The sequence below is a fragment of the Massilia psychrophila genome, from assembly GCF_002760665.1.
In the GTDB taxonomy this organism is placed as follows: domain Bacteria; phylum Pseudomonadota; class Gammaproteobacteria; order Burkholderiales; family Burkholderiaceae_D; genus JAFCUW01.
Window position 1 is genome coordinate 1 of sequence record NZ_PDOB01000047.1, and the last position, 14,344, is coordinate 14,344.

General features: G+C 62.3%; 16 protein-coding genes. 13 read left to right on the plus strand and 3 right to left on the minus strand.

Translation table 11 applies throughout. The features are described 5' to 3' along the window. The first annotated feature begins 475 nt into the window (after positions 1-475). The 11 genes from CR103_RS19745 to CR103_RS19795 all read left to right on the plus strand — a co-directional run bounded on the left by CR103_RS19745 (position 476) and on the right by CR103_RS19795 (position 10,430). Entirely contained in the window at positions 476-1,963 is a 1,488-nt protein-coding gene (locus tag CR103_RS19745) for a B12-binding domain-containing radical SAM protein (protein WP_099917633.1), read from the plus strand. A gap of 55 nt (positions 1,964-2,018) precedes the next feature. Then, positions 2,019-3,155 carry an MlaE family ABC transporter permease gene (locus CR103_RS19750; RefSeq protein WP_099917634.1) on the plus strand — a complete coding sequence of 379 codons (1,137 nt, stop codon included), beginning with the start codon at positions 2,019-2,021 and terminating at the stop codon, positions 3,153-3,155. A 41-nt stretch (positions 3,156-3,196) separates the two neighbouring features. Next, complete coding sequence (locus CR103_RS19755) at positions 3,197-4,060, plus strand: ABC transporter ATP-binding protein (RefSeq protein ID WP_099917657.1); 864 nt, start codon at positions 3,197-3,199, stop codon at positions 4,058-4,060. 3 nt (positions 4,061-4,063) lie between these two features. Beyond that, on the plus strand, positions 4,064-5,023 hold the full coding sequence (locus CR103_RS19760; RefSeq protein ID WP_099917635.1) for an MlaD family protein: 960 nt from the start codon (positions 4,064-4,066) through the stop codon (positions 5,021-5,023). A gap of 8 nt (positions 5,024-5,031) precedes the next feature. Continuing rightward, the gene (locus tag CR103_RS19765) at positions 5,032-5,697 is read left to right on the plus strand and encodes an ABC-type transport auxiliary lipoprotein family protein (protein WP_099917636.1); all 666 of its coding nucleotides are present in this window, start codon (positions 5,032-5,034) and stop codon (positions 5,695-5,697) included. Beyond that, entirely contained in the window at positions 5,694-6,839 is a 1,146-nt protein-coding gene (locus tag CR103_RS19770) for a VanZ family protein (protein ID WP_099917637.1), read from the plus strand. The genes CR103_RS19765 and CR103_RS19770 overlap by 4 nt, the downstream gene beginning before the upstream one ends. A 52-nt stretch (positions 6,840-6,891) precedes the next feature. Then, entirely contained in the window at positions 6,892-7,209 is a 318-nt protein-coding gene (locus CR103_RS19775) for a (2Fe-2S) ferredoxin domain-containing protein (protein WP_099917638.1), read from the plus strand. Positions 7,210-7,223: 14 nt separating this feature from the next. Beyond that, positions 7,224-7,865 carry an alpha/beta hydrolase gene (locus CR103_RS19780; protein ID WP_099917639.1) on the plus strand — a complete coding sequence of 214 codons (642 nt, stop codon included), beginning with the start codon at positions 7,224-7,226 and terminating at the stop codon, positions 7,863-7,865. Between the two features lie 81 nt (positions 7,866-7,946). Next, entirely contained in the window at positions 7,947-9,095 is a 1,149-nt protein-coding gene (locus CR103_RS19785; protein ID WP_099917640.1) for a D-alanyl-D-alanine carboxypeptidase family protein, read from the plus strand. Between the two features lie 85 nt (positions 9,096-9,180). Beyond that, positions 9,181-10,095, plus strand: coding sequence for an aldo/keto reductase (locus tag CR103_RS19790; protein WP_099917641.1), 915 nt, complete (start codon positions 9,181-9,183; stop codon positions 10,093-10,095). Between the two features lie 23 nt (positions 10,096-10,118). After that, positions 10,119-10,430: a metal-sensitive transcriptional regulator gene (locus tag CR103_RS19795; RefSeq protein WP_099917642.1), complete on the plus strand. Its 312-nt coding sequence runs from the start codon at positions 10,119-10,121 to the stop codon at positions 10,428-10,430. A gap of 35 nt (positions 10,431-10,465) precedes the next feature. Here CR103_RS19795 and pssA read toward each other — a convergent pair whose 3' ends face one another. Further along, positions 10,466-11,221 carry a CDP-diacylglycerol--serine O-phosphatidyltransferase gene (pssA, locus tag CR103_RS19800; protein ID WP_099917643.1) on the minus strand — a complete coding sequence of 252 codons (756 nt, stop codon included), beginning with the start codon at positions 11,219-11,221 and terminating at the stop codon, positions 10,466-10,468. A gap of 152 nt (positions 11,222-11,373) precedes the next feature. Here pssA and CR103_RS19805 point away from each other — a divergent pair, with 152 nt between their 5' ends. Both CR103_RS19805 and CR103_RS19810 read left to right on the plus strand, forming a co-directional pair. Beyond that, entirely contained in the window at positions 11,374-12,375 is a 1,002-nt protein-coding gene (locus CR103_RS19805) for a CAP domain-containing protein (RefSeq protein WP_229443678.1), read from the plus strand. A gap of 49 nt (positions 12,376-12,424) precedes the next feature. Beyond that, positions 12,425-13,096: an Hpt domain-containing protein gene (locus CR103_RS19810; RefSeq protein ID WP_188827418.1), complete on the plus strand. Its 672-nt coding sequence runs from the start codon at positions 12,425-12,427 to the stop codon at positions 13,094-13,096. 12 nt (positions 13,097-13,108) lie between these two features. Here CR103_RS19810 and CR103_RS19815 read toward each other — a convergent pair whose 3' ends face one another. Beyond that, positions 13,109-13,315, minus strand: a complete 207-nt coding sequence (locus tag CR103_RS19815; protein ID WP_099917645.1) for a hypothetical protein — start codon at positions 13,313-13,315, stop codon at positions 13,109-13,111. Positions 13,316-13,635: 320 nt separating this feature from the next. Then, positions 13,636-14,214 carry a DUF1439 domain-containing protein gene (locus tag CR103_RS19820; RefSeq protein ID WP_099917646.1) on the minus strand — a complete coding sequence of 193 codons (579 nt, stop codon included), beginning with the start codon at positions 14,212-14,214 and terminating at the stop codon, positions 13,636-13,638. Positions 14,215-14,344 lie beyond the last annotated feature (130 nt).

Sequence of the window (14,344 nt, forward strand, 5' to 3'; positions counted from 1 at the left end):
ATCTTGTTTGTTGGCATTGCTGCCACTGTCCGTTAAGACAGGTCGCTCACTCAAAATACTGACAGGCCACTTCTTGCGAAGCGCCTATATTTCTTTTTTGTGAACATTTGATAATTTAAGTATTCAGTGACCGAAGTCACTGGCACTTTCATCAAACGCCCACACTTATCGACTGTTAATTGTTAAAGAACTTATTCGGTACATCTTGCTACTTTGCGACAAAGCGGTGTGTTTGTCAGCAGCAGAGGAGGAAGAGTATGAAGCGTTTAGCTTGTTTCGTCAACCTCTTTTTTACATTGTGCGCTTCGCGCACACCCCGATGATTCTTTCGCAACTCGTTGATTTGGTGCGTCTTTTTCTTCGGGAGGCGAACTATAGCAAACCGCTGTCAGGGTTGGCAAGAGGGTTTGTGACAATACGCTGGAAATTTATGGGGCGGGCGTAAAATGGCGGTTTTTCGGCCACAACTTCCACTATGACGATCATCCTCTCGACGCTCAACGCCCGTTACACCCACGCTTCGCTGGGCCTGCGCTACTTACTGGCGAACATGGGAGACTTGCAAGCGCAAGCACGCATCCAGGAGTTCGTCATCGGCGCGAAGACCACCGAGATCGTTGAAAAACTGCTGGCCGGCAAGCCGCGTGTGATCGGTTTCGGCATCTATATATGGAACGTCGAAGAAACCACTCGGGTCGTCGCCATGCTCAAGCGGGTGGCGCCGGGCGTCGTCATCGTGCTGGGCGGACCGGAGGTGTCGCACGAGAGCGCCAAACAGCAGATCGTCCAGTTGGCCGATTACCTGGTCACCGGCTGGGGCGACGTCACCTTTCCCAGGCTGTGCGGCGAGATTTTAAACGGGCCCAAGCCTTTGATGAAAATCCACGCTGGCGTGCAGCCGCCGATGGCGGACATCAAGCTGCCCTACTCTCTCTACAGCGACGACGACGTCGCCCACCGCACTCTGTATGTAGAAGCGTCGCGCGGCTGCCCGTTCAAGTGCGAGTTCTGCCTGTCGGCGCTGGACAAGACCGCGTGGCCGTTTGCGCTCGATACTTTTTTGGCCGAACTGGAGTCGCTGCACGCGCGCGGCGCGCGGCTGTTCAAGTTCGTCGACCGTACTTTTAATCTCAATATCAAGACCAGCCTGAAGATCATGCAATTTTTCCTCGACAAGCTGGCCGCCAATCCCGACGATCCGGTGTACGCCCACTTCGAGCTGGTGCCGGACCACCTGCCGGACGCGCTCAAGGAAGGCATTGCGAAATTTCCGCCCGGTGCGCTGCAGTTCGAGATCGGCATCCAGAGCTTCAATCCAGAAGTGCAAATGCTGGTCAGCCGCAGGCAGGACAATGCCAAGGCGGCGGAGAATATCCGCTGGTTGTGCGAACACTCGCACGCCCACCTGCACGTCGACCTGATCGCCGGCCTGCCGGGCGAGGACGTCGTCAGTTTTGCGCGCGGCTTCGACCAACTGGTAGCGCTGGGGCCGCACGAGGTCCAGTTCGGCATCCTCAAGCGGCTGCGTGGCACGCCGATCATCCGCCACACCGAAGAATATGGCATGGTGTTCGATCCGTACCCGCCGTACACCATCCTGGCCACCCGCGACATCGACTTTGGCACCATGCTGCGGCTGGTGCGCTTTGCGCGCTACTGGGACCTGGTCGCCAACTCGGGACGCTTCGTCAATACCATCGCGCAGATGCTGGGCGATGCGCCGTTCAATAATTTCATGGCGTTCTCCGACTGGATCTACAGCAAGACCGACGCCACCCACCGCATCGCGCTGGAGCGCCTGGCCAGCCTGGTGGGCCAGTGGCTGCAGGTTGGCGGCATGGATGAAGCCGCCGCGACCGCGCTGGTGGCCAGCGATTACGCCGGCCGCGTCGACGCCAAGCCGATGAAAGCCGGGCCGGCCGCCGCGGCGCCGCAGCGCCAGGTGCGCCACCTTGCAGCCTGAGGGCGCCAAACGAACTTCGGTAGCGGACTCACCCAAACTCTTTTACACTGGTGCAATGCCGATTGAAAATGCGCCAACCTTAACCCTTCACCATGCCGACAGCAGCACGGCGCGTGCTGTCGTCGCCAGCGGTATCTGGCAGGTGCATGCACTGGCCGAACGCGGCGCCATCAAGACCATCGGCACGATGCTGGCCTCGCTGACGGGCAAGCAGGCGCTCGACTGGGATCTGTCCGGCATCACCAGTATTGACCATATCGGCGCCCAGATGTTCTGGAATGCCTGGGGCAAGCAGCGCCCGGCGCAGTTGAAGCTGGCGCCGAAACAGGAAGAACTGTTCAAGCGGATCGAGGAATCGAGCCGCGTCACGCTGCCGCCCACCCGCGCCAGACGCTTCACCTGGGTGATGGTGCTCGGCTTCGGCATGCTGTCGTTCTTCGAGCACCTGTGGGGCTTCATCCGCCTGATCGGCCAAGTCACCCAGGACATCGGTCGCTTCGTGCGCCACCCGCTCACCGGGCCATGGCGCGAAATTTCCTCGAACATTTTCCACGCCGGCTTCCAGGCGCTCGGCATCACCGCGCTGGTCGGCTTCCTGATCGGCGTGGTGCTGTCCTACCTGTCGGCACAGCAGCTGCGTACTTTTGGCGGCGACATGTACCTGGTGAACATCCTCGGCATGAGCGTGATCCGCGAATTGGGTCCGCTGCTGGCGGCGATCCTGGTGGCCGGCCGCTCCGGCTCGTCCATCACGGCGCAACTGGGCGTGATGCGGGTGACCGAGGAACTCGATGCGATGCTGGTAATGGGAATCTCGCACGGCTACCGGCTGATCATGCCGAAGGTACTTGCGCTGGCGATCTCGATGCCGCTGCTGGTGGTGTGGACCGATGCGATGGCGCTGATCGGCGGCATGGTGTCGGCCAAGATGGAGCTGGGCCTGTCGGCGCGCTACTTCATTCAAAAGCTGCCCGACGCGGTGCCGCTGGCGAACTACGTCATCGGCCTGCTGAAGGGCACCGTGTTCGGCATGCTGATCGCGCTGGTATCCTGCCATTTTGGCCTGCGCATCAAGCCGAACACCGAAAGCCTCGGGCGCGGCACCACCACCTCGGTAGTGACTGCGATCACGGTAGTCATTTTGGCCGACGCGGTGTTCGCCATTATTTTTTCCGGCGTGGGCTTCTACTGATGGCCGCCACCACGCCAGAGCGCCAGGCGCCGCGCCTGACCATGAAGCCGGACGAGAAAGTCGGACCGGCGGTGGTCGAGATCGAGGGCCTGTGGACCAAGTTCGGCCGCACCGTCGTGCACCAGGACCTGAACCTGGAGATCTATGGCGGCGAAATCCTGTCGATCGTCGGCGGCTCAGGCACCGGCAAGACGGTACTGCTGCGCCAGATGCTTGGCCTGGAGCGCCCCGCGCGCGGCTGCGTGAAGGTGTTCGGCGAAGACATCAGCGAGGCCGACGCCGACCAGCTCAAGCGCATGCGCAACCACTGGGGCATGCTGTTCCAGCAGGGCGCGATGTATTCCGCGCTGACGGTGTTCGACAATATCGCGCTGCCGATGCGCGAACTGCGCGCGCTGCCGGAAGACGTGATTTATGATGCGGTACTGCTTAAAATGAACATGGTCGGCCTGGGTGTCGAACACGCCAAGAAGATGCCGTCCGACCTGTCGGGCGGCATGATCAAGCGGGCTTCGCTGGCGCGCGCGCTGGCGCTCGAGCCGCAGCTGCTGTTCCTCGACGAGCCGACGGCCGGGCTCGATCCCGACCTGTCGGATGCGTTCGTGGCGCTGATCCAGTCGCTACACCGTGAACTGGGGCTGACCGTGGTGATGGTCACCCACGATCTCGACACGCTGTTCGCGCTGTCGACGCGCATCGCGGTGCTGGCTGAAAAACACGTGATCGCACTGGGACCGACGCGCGACATCCTCAAGGTAGATCACCCGTTCATTAAACAATTTTTCCTGGGCGCGCGCGGACAACGCGCCCTCGAAGTGCTTGAAGAGCAAGAGCATGTGCGCGCGCAAGAGCACGCGAACCTGCCTTTTAAACAGCCAGCACAAGCGAACGAACCGGAGAACTGACGTATGGAAAACAGATCGCATGCCTTGATGACCGGCTTCTTCACCATCGCCCTGCTGATTGCGGCGGTGCTGGCGGGGATCTGGTTCAACCGCGACAGCACCGAGCGGGTGCCTTACCTGATCGCCACCACCGAATCGATTCCGGGCCTGAACCCGCAGGCGGCGGTGCGCTACCGCGGCCTGGAAGTGGGCAGGGTCGACGACATCAGCTTCAACCCGGCGGTGGCCGGCCAGATCATAATCCGCCTGTCGGTCGATCCAAAAGCGCCCGTCACCGAAACCACCTTTGCCACGCTCGGCTACCAGGGCGTGACCGGGATCGCTTTCATCCAGCTCGACGACGAGAAGACCGGTTCGCCGCTGCTTAAAAGCGACACGGCCCAGGTAGCCGCGATTCCGCTGCGCCAGGGCCTGCTCGACCAGCTGGAAAAGCGCGGCCTGGTGATCCTGCAAAAGACCGAAGAAATCACCTCCAAGGTAAACGCCATGCTGGGGCCCGACAACCAGAAGCTGATGACCGACGCCTTCACCAAGATCGGCAAGACCGCCGAGGCTTACGCGCAGATTCCGAAGCAGCTCGAACCGACCTTGAAGCGGCTGCCGGAACTGACCGACAAGGCCGCGCAGAGCATGGCGTCGCTCAACGAGCTGTCGGCCAGCGCCACCAGGACAACCAAAAATTTCGACAAGCTGGCCACCACGCTGCAGGCGCCGGACGGGCCGATCCAGCGCATGGCCGAGACCATCGACCGGGTCGGCGGCTCGCTCGAAGGCGTCACCAGCGAGCTTGAACTGCAAACCCTGCCGCACGTGGTGGCAATGACGGACGAAGCGCGCACCGCGCTGCGCGCCGTCAAGCGTACCGCCACGTCGCTGTCGGACCGGCCGCAAGGCCTGCTGTTCGGCTCCGGCAACGCCAGTCCGGGCCCGGGCGAACCCGGTTTCGTCGCACCGACCAAATAAGGAAAACCATGAACCTGACGATCGCCCGCTATGTGATTCGTACCCGGATTCGTACCCGCACCGGCCTGCTGGCCGCGGCCGGCGCCCTGGTCATCGTACTGGCCGGCTGCGCCGCCGGCGGCGGCAAGGAGAAAGGCGGCAACACGCTGTACGATTTCGGCTCATCCGACAATCCCGTCACCGCCACCCGCACCGCGCAAACGGTGCCGGCCATCGTCGTCACCGACGTCACCGGCAACCCCGCCTTCGACAACGAGCGCATGTTCTACCGCCTGAACTACGCCGATCCGCTGCAGGCGCGCTCGTACGCCAACAGCCGCTGGAGTTCGACCCCGCTGCAGTTGCTGACCCAGCGTTTCAAGTCGCGGGTGGCGCAAGCCGGCGTCAAGGTGCTGTCGACAAGCGACGCATCAAACGGCGTGCCGCTGCTGCGCATCGACCTCGATGACTTCACCCACACCTTCGACAGCGCCACCACAAGCTACGGCCAGCTGGTGCTGCGCGCTTCGCTGTTCCATGGCCACTCGCTGGTCGACCAGCGCACCTTCAGCCGCAGAATCGAGGCCGGCAGCGTCGACGCCGGCGGCGGCGCCCGCGCGCTGGCGCAAGCCGCCGATGCGGTGGCGGCCGACATGATCGGCTGGCTGGCGACGCAGAACCTGCGCAAGCAATGACCGATGGCGCCGTTGTAAGGGTAGAACGGCGCAAAGGTTCGCCGATGGTGCGGGCGGCGCTGGTGGCGTACCTGCTGCTGATCGTGTATGCCAGCTGGTTCCCGTTCACCGGCTGGCGCAGCACCGGACTGGAACCGTGGTCGTTCCTGAACCTGACGCCGCAGCGCTACTGGACCGGCTTCGACGTGGCGGTCAACATCATCGGCTACGTCCCGCTCGGCATGCTGATCGTGCCATCGGTGTATCCGAAGATCCGCGGCGCCTGGGCGGTGCTGCTGACGGCCATCCTCGGCATGCTGGTGTCGGGCGCGATGGAGGCGGTGCAGACCTATTTGCCGAGCCGGGTGCCGTCGAACCTCGATTTCTTCACCAATTCGCTCGGCTGCTTCGCCGGCGCCTTCATCGGCGTGGCCGGCGCCCGCTCCTACCTCAACGAGAGCCGCATCTTCCAGGTGCGCCAGCGCTGGTTTGCCTCGTACGGCAGCCAGGGCCTGGTATTGCTGGCGCTGTGGCCGCTGGCGCAGATTTATCCGCAAGCCTATCTGTTCGGCCACGGCCAGGTGCTGCCGATCTTTTCCGAGTGGCTGTCCACCGCGCTCGACAGCGACATCGACCTGGTCGCCCTGCTGCACCCGGGCGCGGCGATGAGCGTCGAGCAGTATTGGCTGTCGGAAACCATCATCACCGCCTGCGGCATGACCGGCGCGGTGCTGACCATGCTGTGCATGCTGCGGCGCGGCGCCCCGCGCGTACGGCTGGTCGCGGCCATGCTGGCGGCGGCGCTGGTGATCAAGGCGCTGGCCAGTTCGCTGCTGTTTACCCCGGATAACGCCTGGGTCTGGATCACGCCCGGTGCCCAGGGCGGCTTCCTGATCGGCCTGATCATGCTGGCCGGCCTCGCTTTTGCGCCGAAGGCGGCGCAGCGGCGCCTGGCGATCGGCACCCTGCTGCTCAGTCTGCTGATAGTCAATACAATACCGTCCAATCCGTATTTCGTCTCGACCCTGCAGGGCTGGGTGCAGGGAAAGTTTCTAAATTTTAACGGCGCGGCCCAGTTTCTGTCATTGCTGTGGCCGTTTTTTGCGCTGTGGTTCCTGCTCCTTCCCTCGCATAAACTCAATCGCCAGGCAGACCGGGTATGATAAAGGGGCGTTTTTGCGCTTTTTGCCCCCTCCTTTTTCGCGGAAGAACCTGATGAGCGACACTCCCTTTTATGAAAAGCACGTATTCATTTGCATGAACGCGCGCGAAGACGGCCGCCCTTGCTGCGGCGAACGCGGCGCGCAGGCGGCCCAAAAGCACGCCAAGACGCGCATCAAGCAGCTCGGCCTGAACGGCCACACCAAGATCCGCATCAACCAGGCCGGCTGCCTCGACCGCTGCGACGAAGGCCCGGTGATGGTGGTCTATCCCGAAGGCACCTGGTACACCTACATCGACAACAGCGACATCGACGAAATCATCGACAGCCACCTGGTCGGCGGCAAGGTCGTCGAACGCCTCAAAATCTGAACCGTTTTTTGCACATGAACAGACAATCCGAAAAATTCACCCTTGCCGGCGCTGCCGGCGTGATGGAATGCGTGCTTGATTTACCCGCGGACCCCGGGGGCGGTGCTCCCCGCGGTGTCGCCCTGATCGCCCATCCGCATCCGCTGTACGGCGGCACGATGGACAACAAGGTCGCGCAGACGCTGGCGCGCACCTTCACCGGCCTCGGTTATTGCGCGGTGCGCTTCAACTTCCGCGGCGTCGGCGCCTCCGAGGGCGTGCATGACAACGGCCACGGCGAGACCGACGACATGGCGATCCTGCTGGCGCAGATGCGGTCGCGTTACCCGGGCCTGCCGGTGGCGCTGGCCGGATTTTCGTTCGGCACCTTTGTCTCGGCCCAGCTGCAGCAACGATTGACTGCCGCCGGCGAGCCGGCCGAGCGCCTGGTGCTGATCGGCAGCGCCGCCGGCAAGTGGGCCATGCCGGACGTGCCGGCCGATTCGATCCTGATCCACGGCGAAGTCGACGACACCATTCCGCTCGCGGCAGTGCTCGACTGGGCGCGGCCGCAGGATATCCCGGTGATCGTGATCCCGGGCGCCGACCACTTCTTCCACCGCAAGCTTGGCCACATCAAGAATCTCGTAACACAACTGTGGCGTCGCCCCGAATAATCCTCGCTATAATTAGATCTTCTTTTACGGCAATGCCTCGAGGCATTGCCCGCGTCCCTCACTTTTAAGATGTCGATTCCCATGAAAAAAATGTTCGCCGCCCTGGCCGCCACTGTCATGTTGATGACCGCCGCGGTCGCGCAAACCCTGCCGGCGCCCGCCATCGCCGCCAGGTCCTGGCTCCTGCTCGACGCCACCAGCGGCCAGGTGATTGCCGCCCAGGATCAGTCCGCCCGCATCGAGCCCGCTTCGCTGACCAAAATCATGACCGCCTACGTGACGTTCCAGGCGCTCAAGGACAAGAAGATCAACATCAACCAGATGGTCAACGTCTCGGTCAGGGCATGGAAAGTCGATCCTAGCAGCTCGAAAATGTTCATCGACCCGGCTACCCCGGTCAAGATCAACGACCTGCTGTACGGCCTGATGGTGCAGTCCGGCAACGACGCCGCCGTCGCGCTGGCCGAAGCGGTGGCCGGCGATGAAGCCGCCTTTGTCACCCTGATGAACCGCGAAGCGGAGCGCATGGGCCTGAAAAACACCCGCTTCGCCAACCCGCACGGTTTGCCGAGCGCGGAAAACTACTCGACCGCACAGGACCTGTCGATCCTGGCCGCGCGCGTCATCGTCGACTTCCCCGAGTTTTACAAGATCGACTCGGTCAAGAGTTTTACCTATAACAAGATCACCCAGCCGAACCGCAACCGCCTGCTGTGGCTCGACCCGACCGTCGACGGCATGAAGACCGGCCACACCGAAAACGCCGGCTTTGGCATGATCGCCTCGGCGCGCCGGCCGAACGGCAACGCCGGCGAGCGGCGCCTGATCTCGGTGGTGCTCGGCACGACGTCCGATTCGGCGCGGACCCAGGAAAGCCAGAAGCTGCTGAACTGGGGTTTCCAGAATTTCGACACCGTCAAGCTGTACTCGAAAGGCCAGGCAATCGCCAAGCCGGAAGTGTGGAAGGGCTCGAAAGCGTCGGTCAACATCGGCTTTGCCAACGATGTGCTGGTGACGGTGCCCAAGGGCGTTGCCGCCAAGATGAAGCCTGTACTCGAGCGCAAGGACCCGCTGGTCGCGCCGCTGGCGCTGAACGGCAAGGTCGGCACCCTGAAAATGATGGTCGACGGCAAATCGCTACTCGAACTGCCGGTCGTCGCGCTGGAAGAAGTGTCGCAAGCATCCATCTTCGGGCGTGCCTGGGATTCGATGCGGCTGATGATGAAGTAACCCGAGGGGTCAGCTCCCTTAACGACCCCTTAACTACTAGCAAAACCGGGGTCTGCCCCCTTAACTAAAGTCTGATCCCTTAACTATGCCTACCGACCTCCACTGCCCGCGCATTACCACCAGCTCACAGGGACTGCAGCTGTCTCGCATCGTCGCCGGCATGTGGCGCATGACGGAATGGGGCATGACGGTGGAGCAGCGGGTGGGGTTCATCGAGCAGTGCATCGCGCTTGGCGTCACCAGCTTCGACCATGCCGACATCTACGGCAACTACCGTGTCGAAGGCCTGTTCGGCGAGGCGCTGCGCGCCCAGCCGTCGCTGCGCAACCGAATCGAACTGGTCAGCAAGTGCGGCATCAAGCTCGTGTCGCCGCAAAAGCCTGCCCATTCGATCCAGCATTACGACACCGGCGCGGCCCATATCGTCGCCTCGGCCGAGGAGTCGCTGCGTCAGCTCCATACTGACCGCCTCGACCTGCTGCTGATCCACCGGCCCGATCCGCTGATGGAATTCGACGAAATCGCCGAAGCTTTTACGGCATTGCGCGCAGCCGGCAAGGTCCTGCACTTCGGCGTGTCCAATTTCAGCCGCCACCAGTTCGAGTGCCTGAACCGGCGCATCGCGCTGGCCAGTAACCAGGTCGAGTTTTCGCCGCTGCACGTGGCGCCCATGTTTGACCAGACCTTCGATGGCCTGCAAGACGTCGGCGTGGCGCCGATGATTTGGTCGCCGCTGGCCGGCGGGCGCCTGTTCAGCGGCAACGACGGCCACGCCGAAAACCTGCGGCTGGTGATCAAGCAGATCGCCGACGAACTGGCGCAGCCGTTCGCCAGCGTGGTGTTCGCCTGGATTATGCAATTGCCATGCCGGCCGATTCCGCTGACCGGCAGCGGCCGCATCGAGGCGGTCGCGGTGGCGGTTGCCGGCACCAGCTTCAAGCTCAGCCATACAAATTGGTTTACAATCCTGCGTGCGGCGCGGTCCCACGAAGTGGCTTAACCAAGTACCCCAGGAGTGCGTGCATGTCTGACAGTGGTTTAAAAATTGTCGAAGGCACGGCGCTGAGCGCGCGGCAAAAGAAGGACTTGTTGAACCGGCTGGCCCGTATCGAAGGCCAGTTGCGCGGAGTACAAAAACTGATCGCGCTGGCGGCTGAGCCATCCGACTGCGACGCAGTGGCCCAGCAGATGGCCGCCGCGCGCAAGGCGCTGGACCGCTCGTTCGTCCAGCTACTGACTAACTGTATTGTCAACCAGAGCGACAATGCGCAGGACCTGATGCAAGCCCAGGCCGGCGCCGGCCGGCTCGCCGCGATGCTCGACAAGTTTGCTTGAAATTCATCATATCGATTGCGTAAGCACCATGCTGCTTACTCGTCGTACACCTCGGGTGGCGCTATGCCGCGCCAACCCTGCCGCCAAGCGATATTGAGCAGCAGTGTCGCACTCACATAAAAAACAAAAAATAAGCCAAAGTATTTAGTTTGCAGCCAAACCAGCAAGCCGAGGTTGATGATAATGGCGAAGAACACGTATTTGTTCTTCGGCTGTTTAGAACTGGGGAAACGCAGTGTCGACACCATCAACGCGCCGACCGCGACCATCAGCGCCATCAGCAGGTAGCCCTGCAATTGATTGACCAGCGGGTCGGGCCAGGCGACGACGACGGAGGCAATGCAGGCTGCCCCGGCGGTGATCGGCATGCCGACGAAATAGCGCGGATCGGTGCGCCCGACGTTGACGTTGAAGCGCGCCAGCCGCAAGGCGCCGCAGGCGACGAACACGAAGCAGGCCAGGCCACCGGCGCGCAGCAGGGTCGGATGGCTCTGCCCGAGCTGGGCAAAGCCGTAGCTGTACATCAACAGGCCAGGCGCGCAGCCGAAATTCATGACGTCGGCGATCGAGTCGAGCTGCATGCCGAACTCGGAAGTGGTGTTGGTGGCGCGCGCGATGAAACCGTCGAGCGCATCGAAGATGCCGGCCAACACCAGCAAGATGGCCGCCATGCGGTAGGCTTGCGGGTCGCCGATGGCGGCGTTGTCGACCGAGATGACGATGCTGCCGAAGCCGCAGGCGATCGACAGCAGTGTGACGGAACTGGGTAAAGCGTACTTGGCGCGCGCCATGCGCTGTTGGCGGGTAGGTTTCAAATGCTCGCTCGATAGAATGCAGTAATTGCTTATTTTACAGTGTGGGTCCGCATGCACATGCGGCCGGCGCCTAAAGAAACGTCACTAACCCCAATATCGCCTAGAATCACGCGATCAAAGGAAACCTCATGCAACTGAAAACACCGATGAATACCACCACAAATCGCTGGACCGCCTCGCTGGCGGCGCTGGCGGCCGCATGTTCGCTGGCCGCCTGTGGCGGTGGCGGCAGCGCTGCAGTCGCGCCAAATCTGGCGAGCCCGGCGCCGGTCATCCTGCCTTCGTCGCCTGCACCGACCCCGGTCGCCGAACCAGGCGCCCCGGCATCCGTCGGCATTGTCGCGATCGACGGCCGCAACTGGATCAATTTCCGGCGCAGCCAGATCGGCATGCCGCAGGTGACGCAGAACACGGTCGTCGACAAAGCGGCTCAGGCCCACTCGGATTACCAGCGGATCAATGATACGATCACCCATGAACAGATCGCCGGCAAGCCAGGCTTTACCGGCGTGGACCTGTTAGTACGCCTCAGCACGGCGGGTTACCCCCTCGCCGCGCCCTACGCCTACGGCGAAGTGATCTCCGCCACCTCCAGCAACTCCGGCGCCTACATGGCGGAAGAGCTAATTACCGCCATCTACCACCGCTTCGTCATTTTCGAGCCGATGTTCAAGGAGATCGGCACAGGTTCCGGCACCACCGCCAAGAACTACACCTATTTCACCGCTGACTTCACCGCCAACAAAGGCTATGGTGCCGGTGTGGGCCGTGGCGTGCTGGTGACCTGGCCGTACAGCGGCCAGACCCAGGTGACGCCGAATTTTTTCAGCGATCAGGAACTGCCCGATCCGGTGCCGGAGAAGAACGAAGTCGGCTATCCCATCAGCGTGCACGCCGATATCACGGCAGTCATGTCGGTAAACACCTTCACGATTCGTCCACGCGGCGGCGCCGACCTGGTGGCAAAGCAGATCCTGCACTACAGTGATCGCGAGGAAACGGTGCCCACAGCCGCTGCGATCGTGCCAATCGATCCGTTGCGGGCCGCCACTACTTACGATGTCAGCTTCACCGGCATTGTGAGCGGCCTTTCGGTATCAAAAACTTGGTCATTTACTACCAAGCAATAGAAACAATGGCATTTCTCCTATAAAAATCTGCTATTGTCAGTACATGACATTGACAAATTTTTCCTTCCATCCAGGCCTGCCCGACGGCGGCGCGGCTACGTCCAGTTTGCTCGACCCGCTGGGTGGCACCGCGCGCGTCATGGGTGAGCGTGCGCTGTACCTGCGCATGCTGCGGCGTTTTCGCGACGACTATCGGGACGCCGCCGCACACATCCTCGCCGCCGTCGACGGCGGCGAGGCGCATTTGGCCCACCGCATGGCGCATACGCTAAAAGGTGCGTCAGGCATGATCTGCGCGCCCGCCCTGTACCGTTTGGCCGGTGCGCTTGAAATTGAATTATGCGGCGGCGCGGCCAGCCGGCCAGCCATCAATGCAATCAAAGCGGCGCTGGACGAGCTGCTGCCGGCGATCGCGCTGATGGTGGACGCCGACGCGGCGCTCCCGAGGCCGACGCTCGCGCCGAGTTACACCCAGGTGTCGGTGGGCAGGCTGGCGGAGGGGTTGGCGGGGCGGCTGGTGGATCGGCTCGCCGCCCTGCTGGCCAGTGGCGACGGCGCGGCGGTCGACTTGGTCGAAGAATCGGGCGCCATGCTGGCGACAGCGCTTGGCGAGGCCGGCTTCAAAGCGGTGGCGCTGGCGGTAAACGAGTTTGATTTCGAAGGCGCGATGGAAACGCTCATGCAAGCAGCGCAGGCGCGACGGACCACCGCTCAAAGATGAGCCGACGCGCCCTCAGCGGGTGAATTCGGCCTCTTCGTCGAAACCGTCGGCGCACTCCTTGCCGCAGAACCGGCGCACGCTGTCGAGCGGCTTTTCGCAGTACCAGCACGATCCTTTCGGCGGCAGGCTCTGGCGTGTGCGCTGGCGCGCCAACGGCGAGGCGACGGCGGCCTCGGTGCTGGCATCTTTTTCCGGCAAACTCTCTTGAACGGTTTCCAAGATTTCCCCTTTTGAACACCTGCTGGCCCACGTCGTACGGCAAGATTACTTTAGTGGAATATCGCACGCGTGAGATTTCTCAATCAGCGCCGCAAACGCGCCGCGATGCATCTGCGAGGCCGTAAAAATACACGTTACGCTGAATGCACTGGCTCTGCAATGCTGTAATTTTGGACAGTTCCCGCGCTGTCGCAATGCGCCAACATCCCCTCAGCGCCGCGCAAATCGCTTTACAAAGCCCGAACTTGGAGCGCTAAAGCCCGGACCTGCAGCCCGTCATCAGTGCCGATAAATAATAACAGGATTGCGCCGCGGGCAAGCTAGCGGACCGGTTCGACCGTCACCACCAGCGCGTCGGCAGTGGAGGTGATCCGGGTCGGCACGAACTGCACCCCGGCGTAGCGCAGCTCTTCCACGCGGAAGGTATATACGGGCACATCGGTGATGACGTTGTTCATCAGGACGTTGGCGACCTTGCCGAACTGGCGCTGGCGCGCTTCGTCGACACCTGTGATGGCGAAACGCTCGACCCGCGGCTCGCTCATCAACACAGCGCCGCGCGCCGCATCGACCGACAGCCGACCGGACAGCGCCAGGCTGCCACTCCACGACTGCGTGGTGAATGGCGGCGCGACATAGGCATCGATATCGAGCGCCACGCGGTCGGTGCCGGCCTGCAGCGTCAGCCGGGGCCGGCTCAAGCGGATGTCGAACAGTTCGAGCACGCGGTTATCAAACGGGAAACGGCGCTCGATGCCCGCTTGCAGTTTATAGAGCGGAATTTCGATCTGGCGCCGCCCTATCAGGCTGGCGCACGAGGCCAGCATGCACGCTGCGAGCAGAACAAAGGCGCTGCCGGCGACCCGTCGTATCCAGACACCGCCATGATGCATGGTCATTTTTCGCTCCGCTTGTCGCGTTGGCCTGTTGAGCTGGAAAGCGTAGCACATTCACACCGCGGCGGTCGAATTGCTGACTTTTCGATCGACACGCCCTGACCGAGGCAAATTGAATCTCTGGAGACGGCGC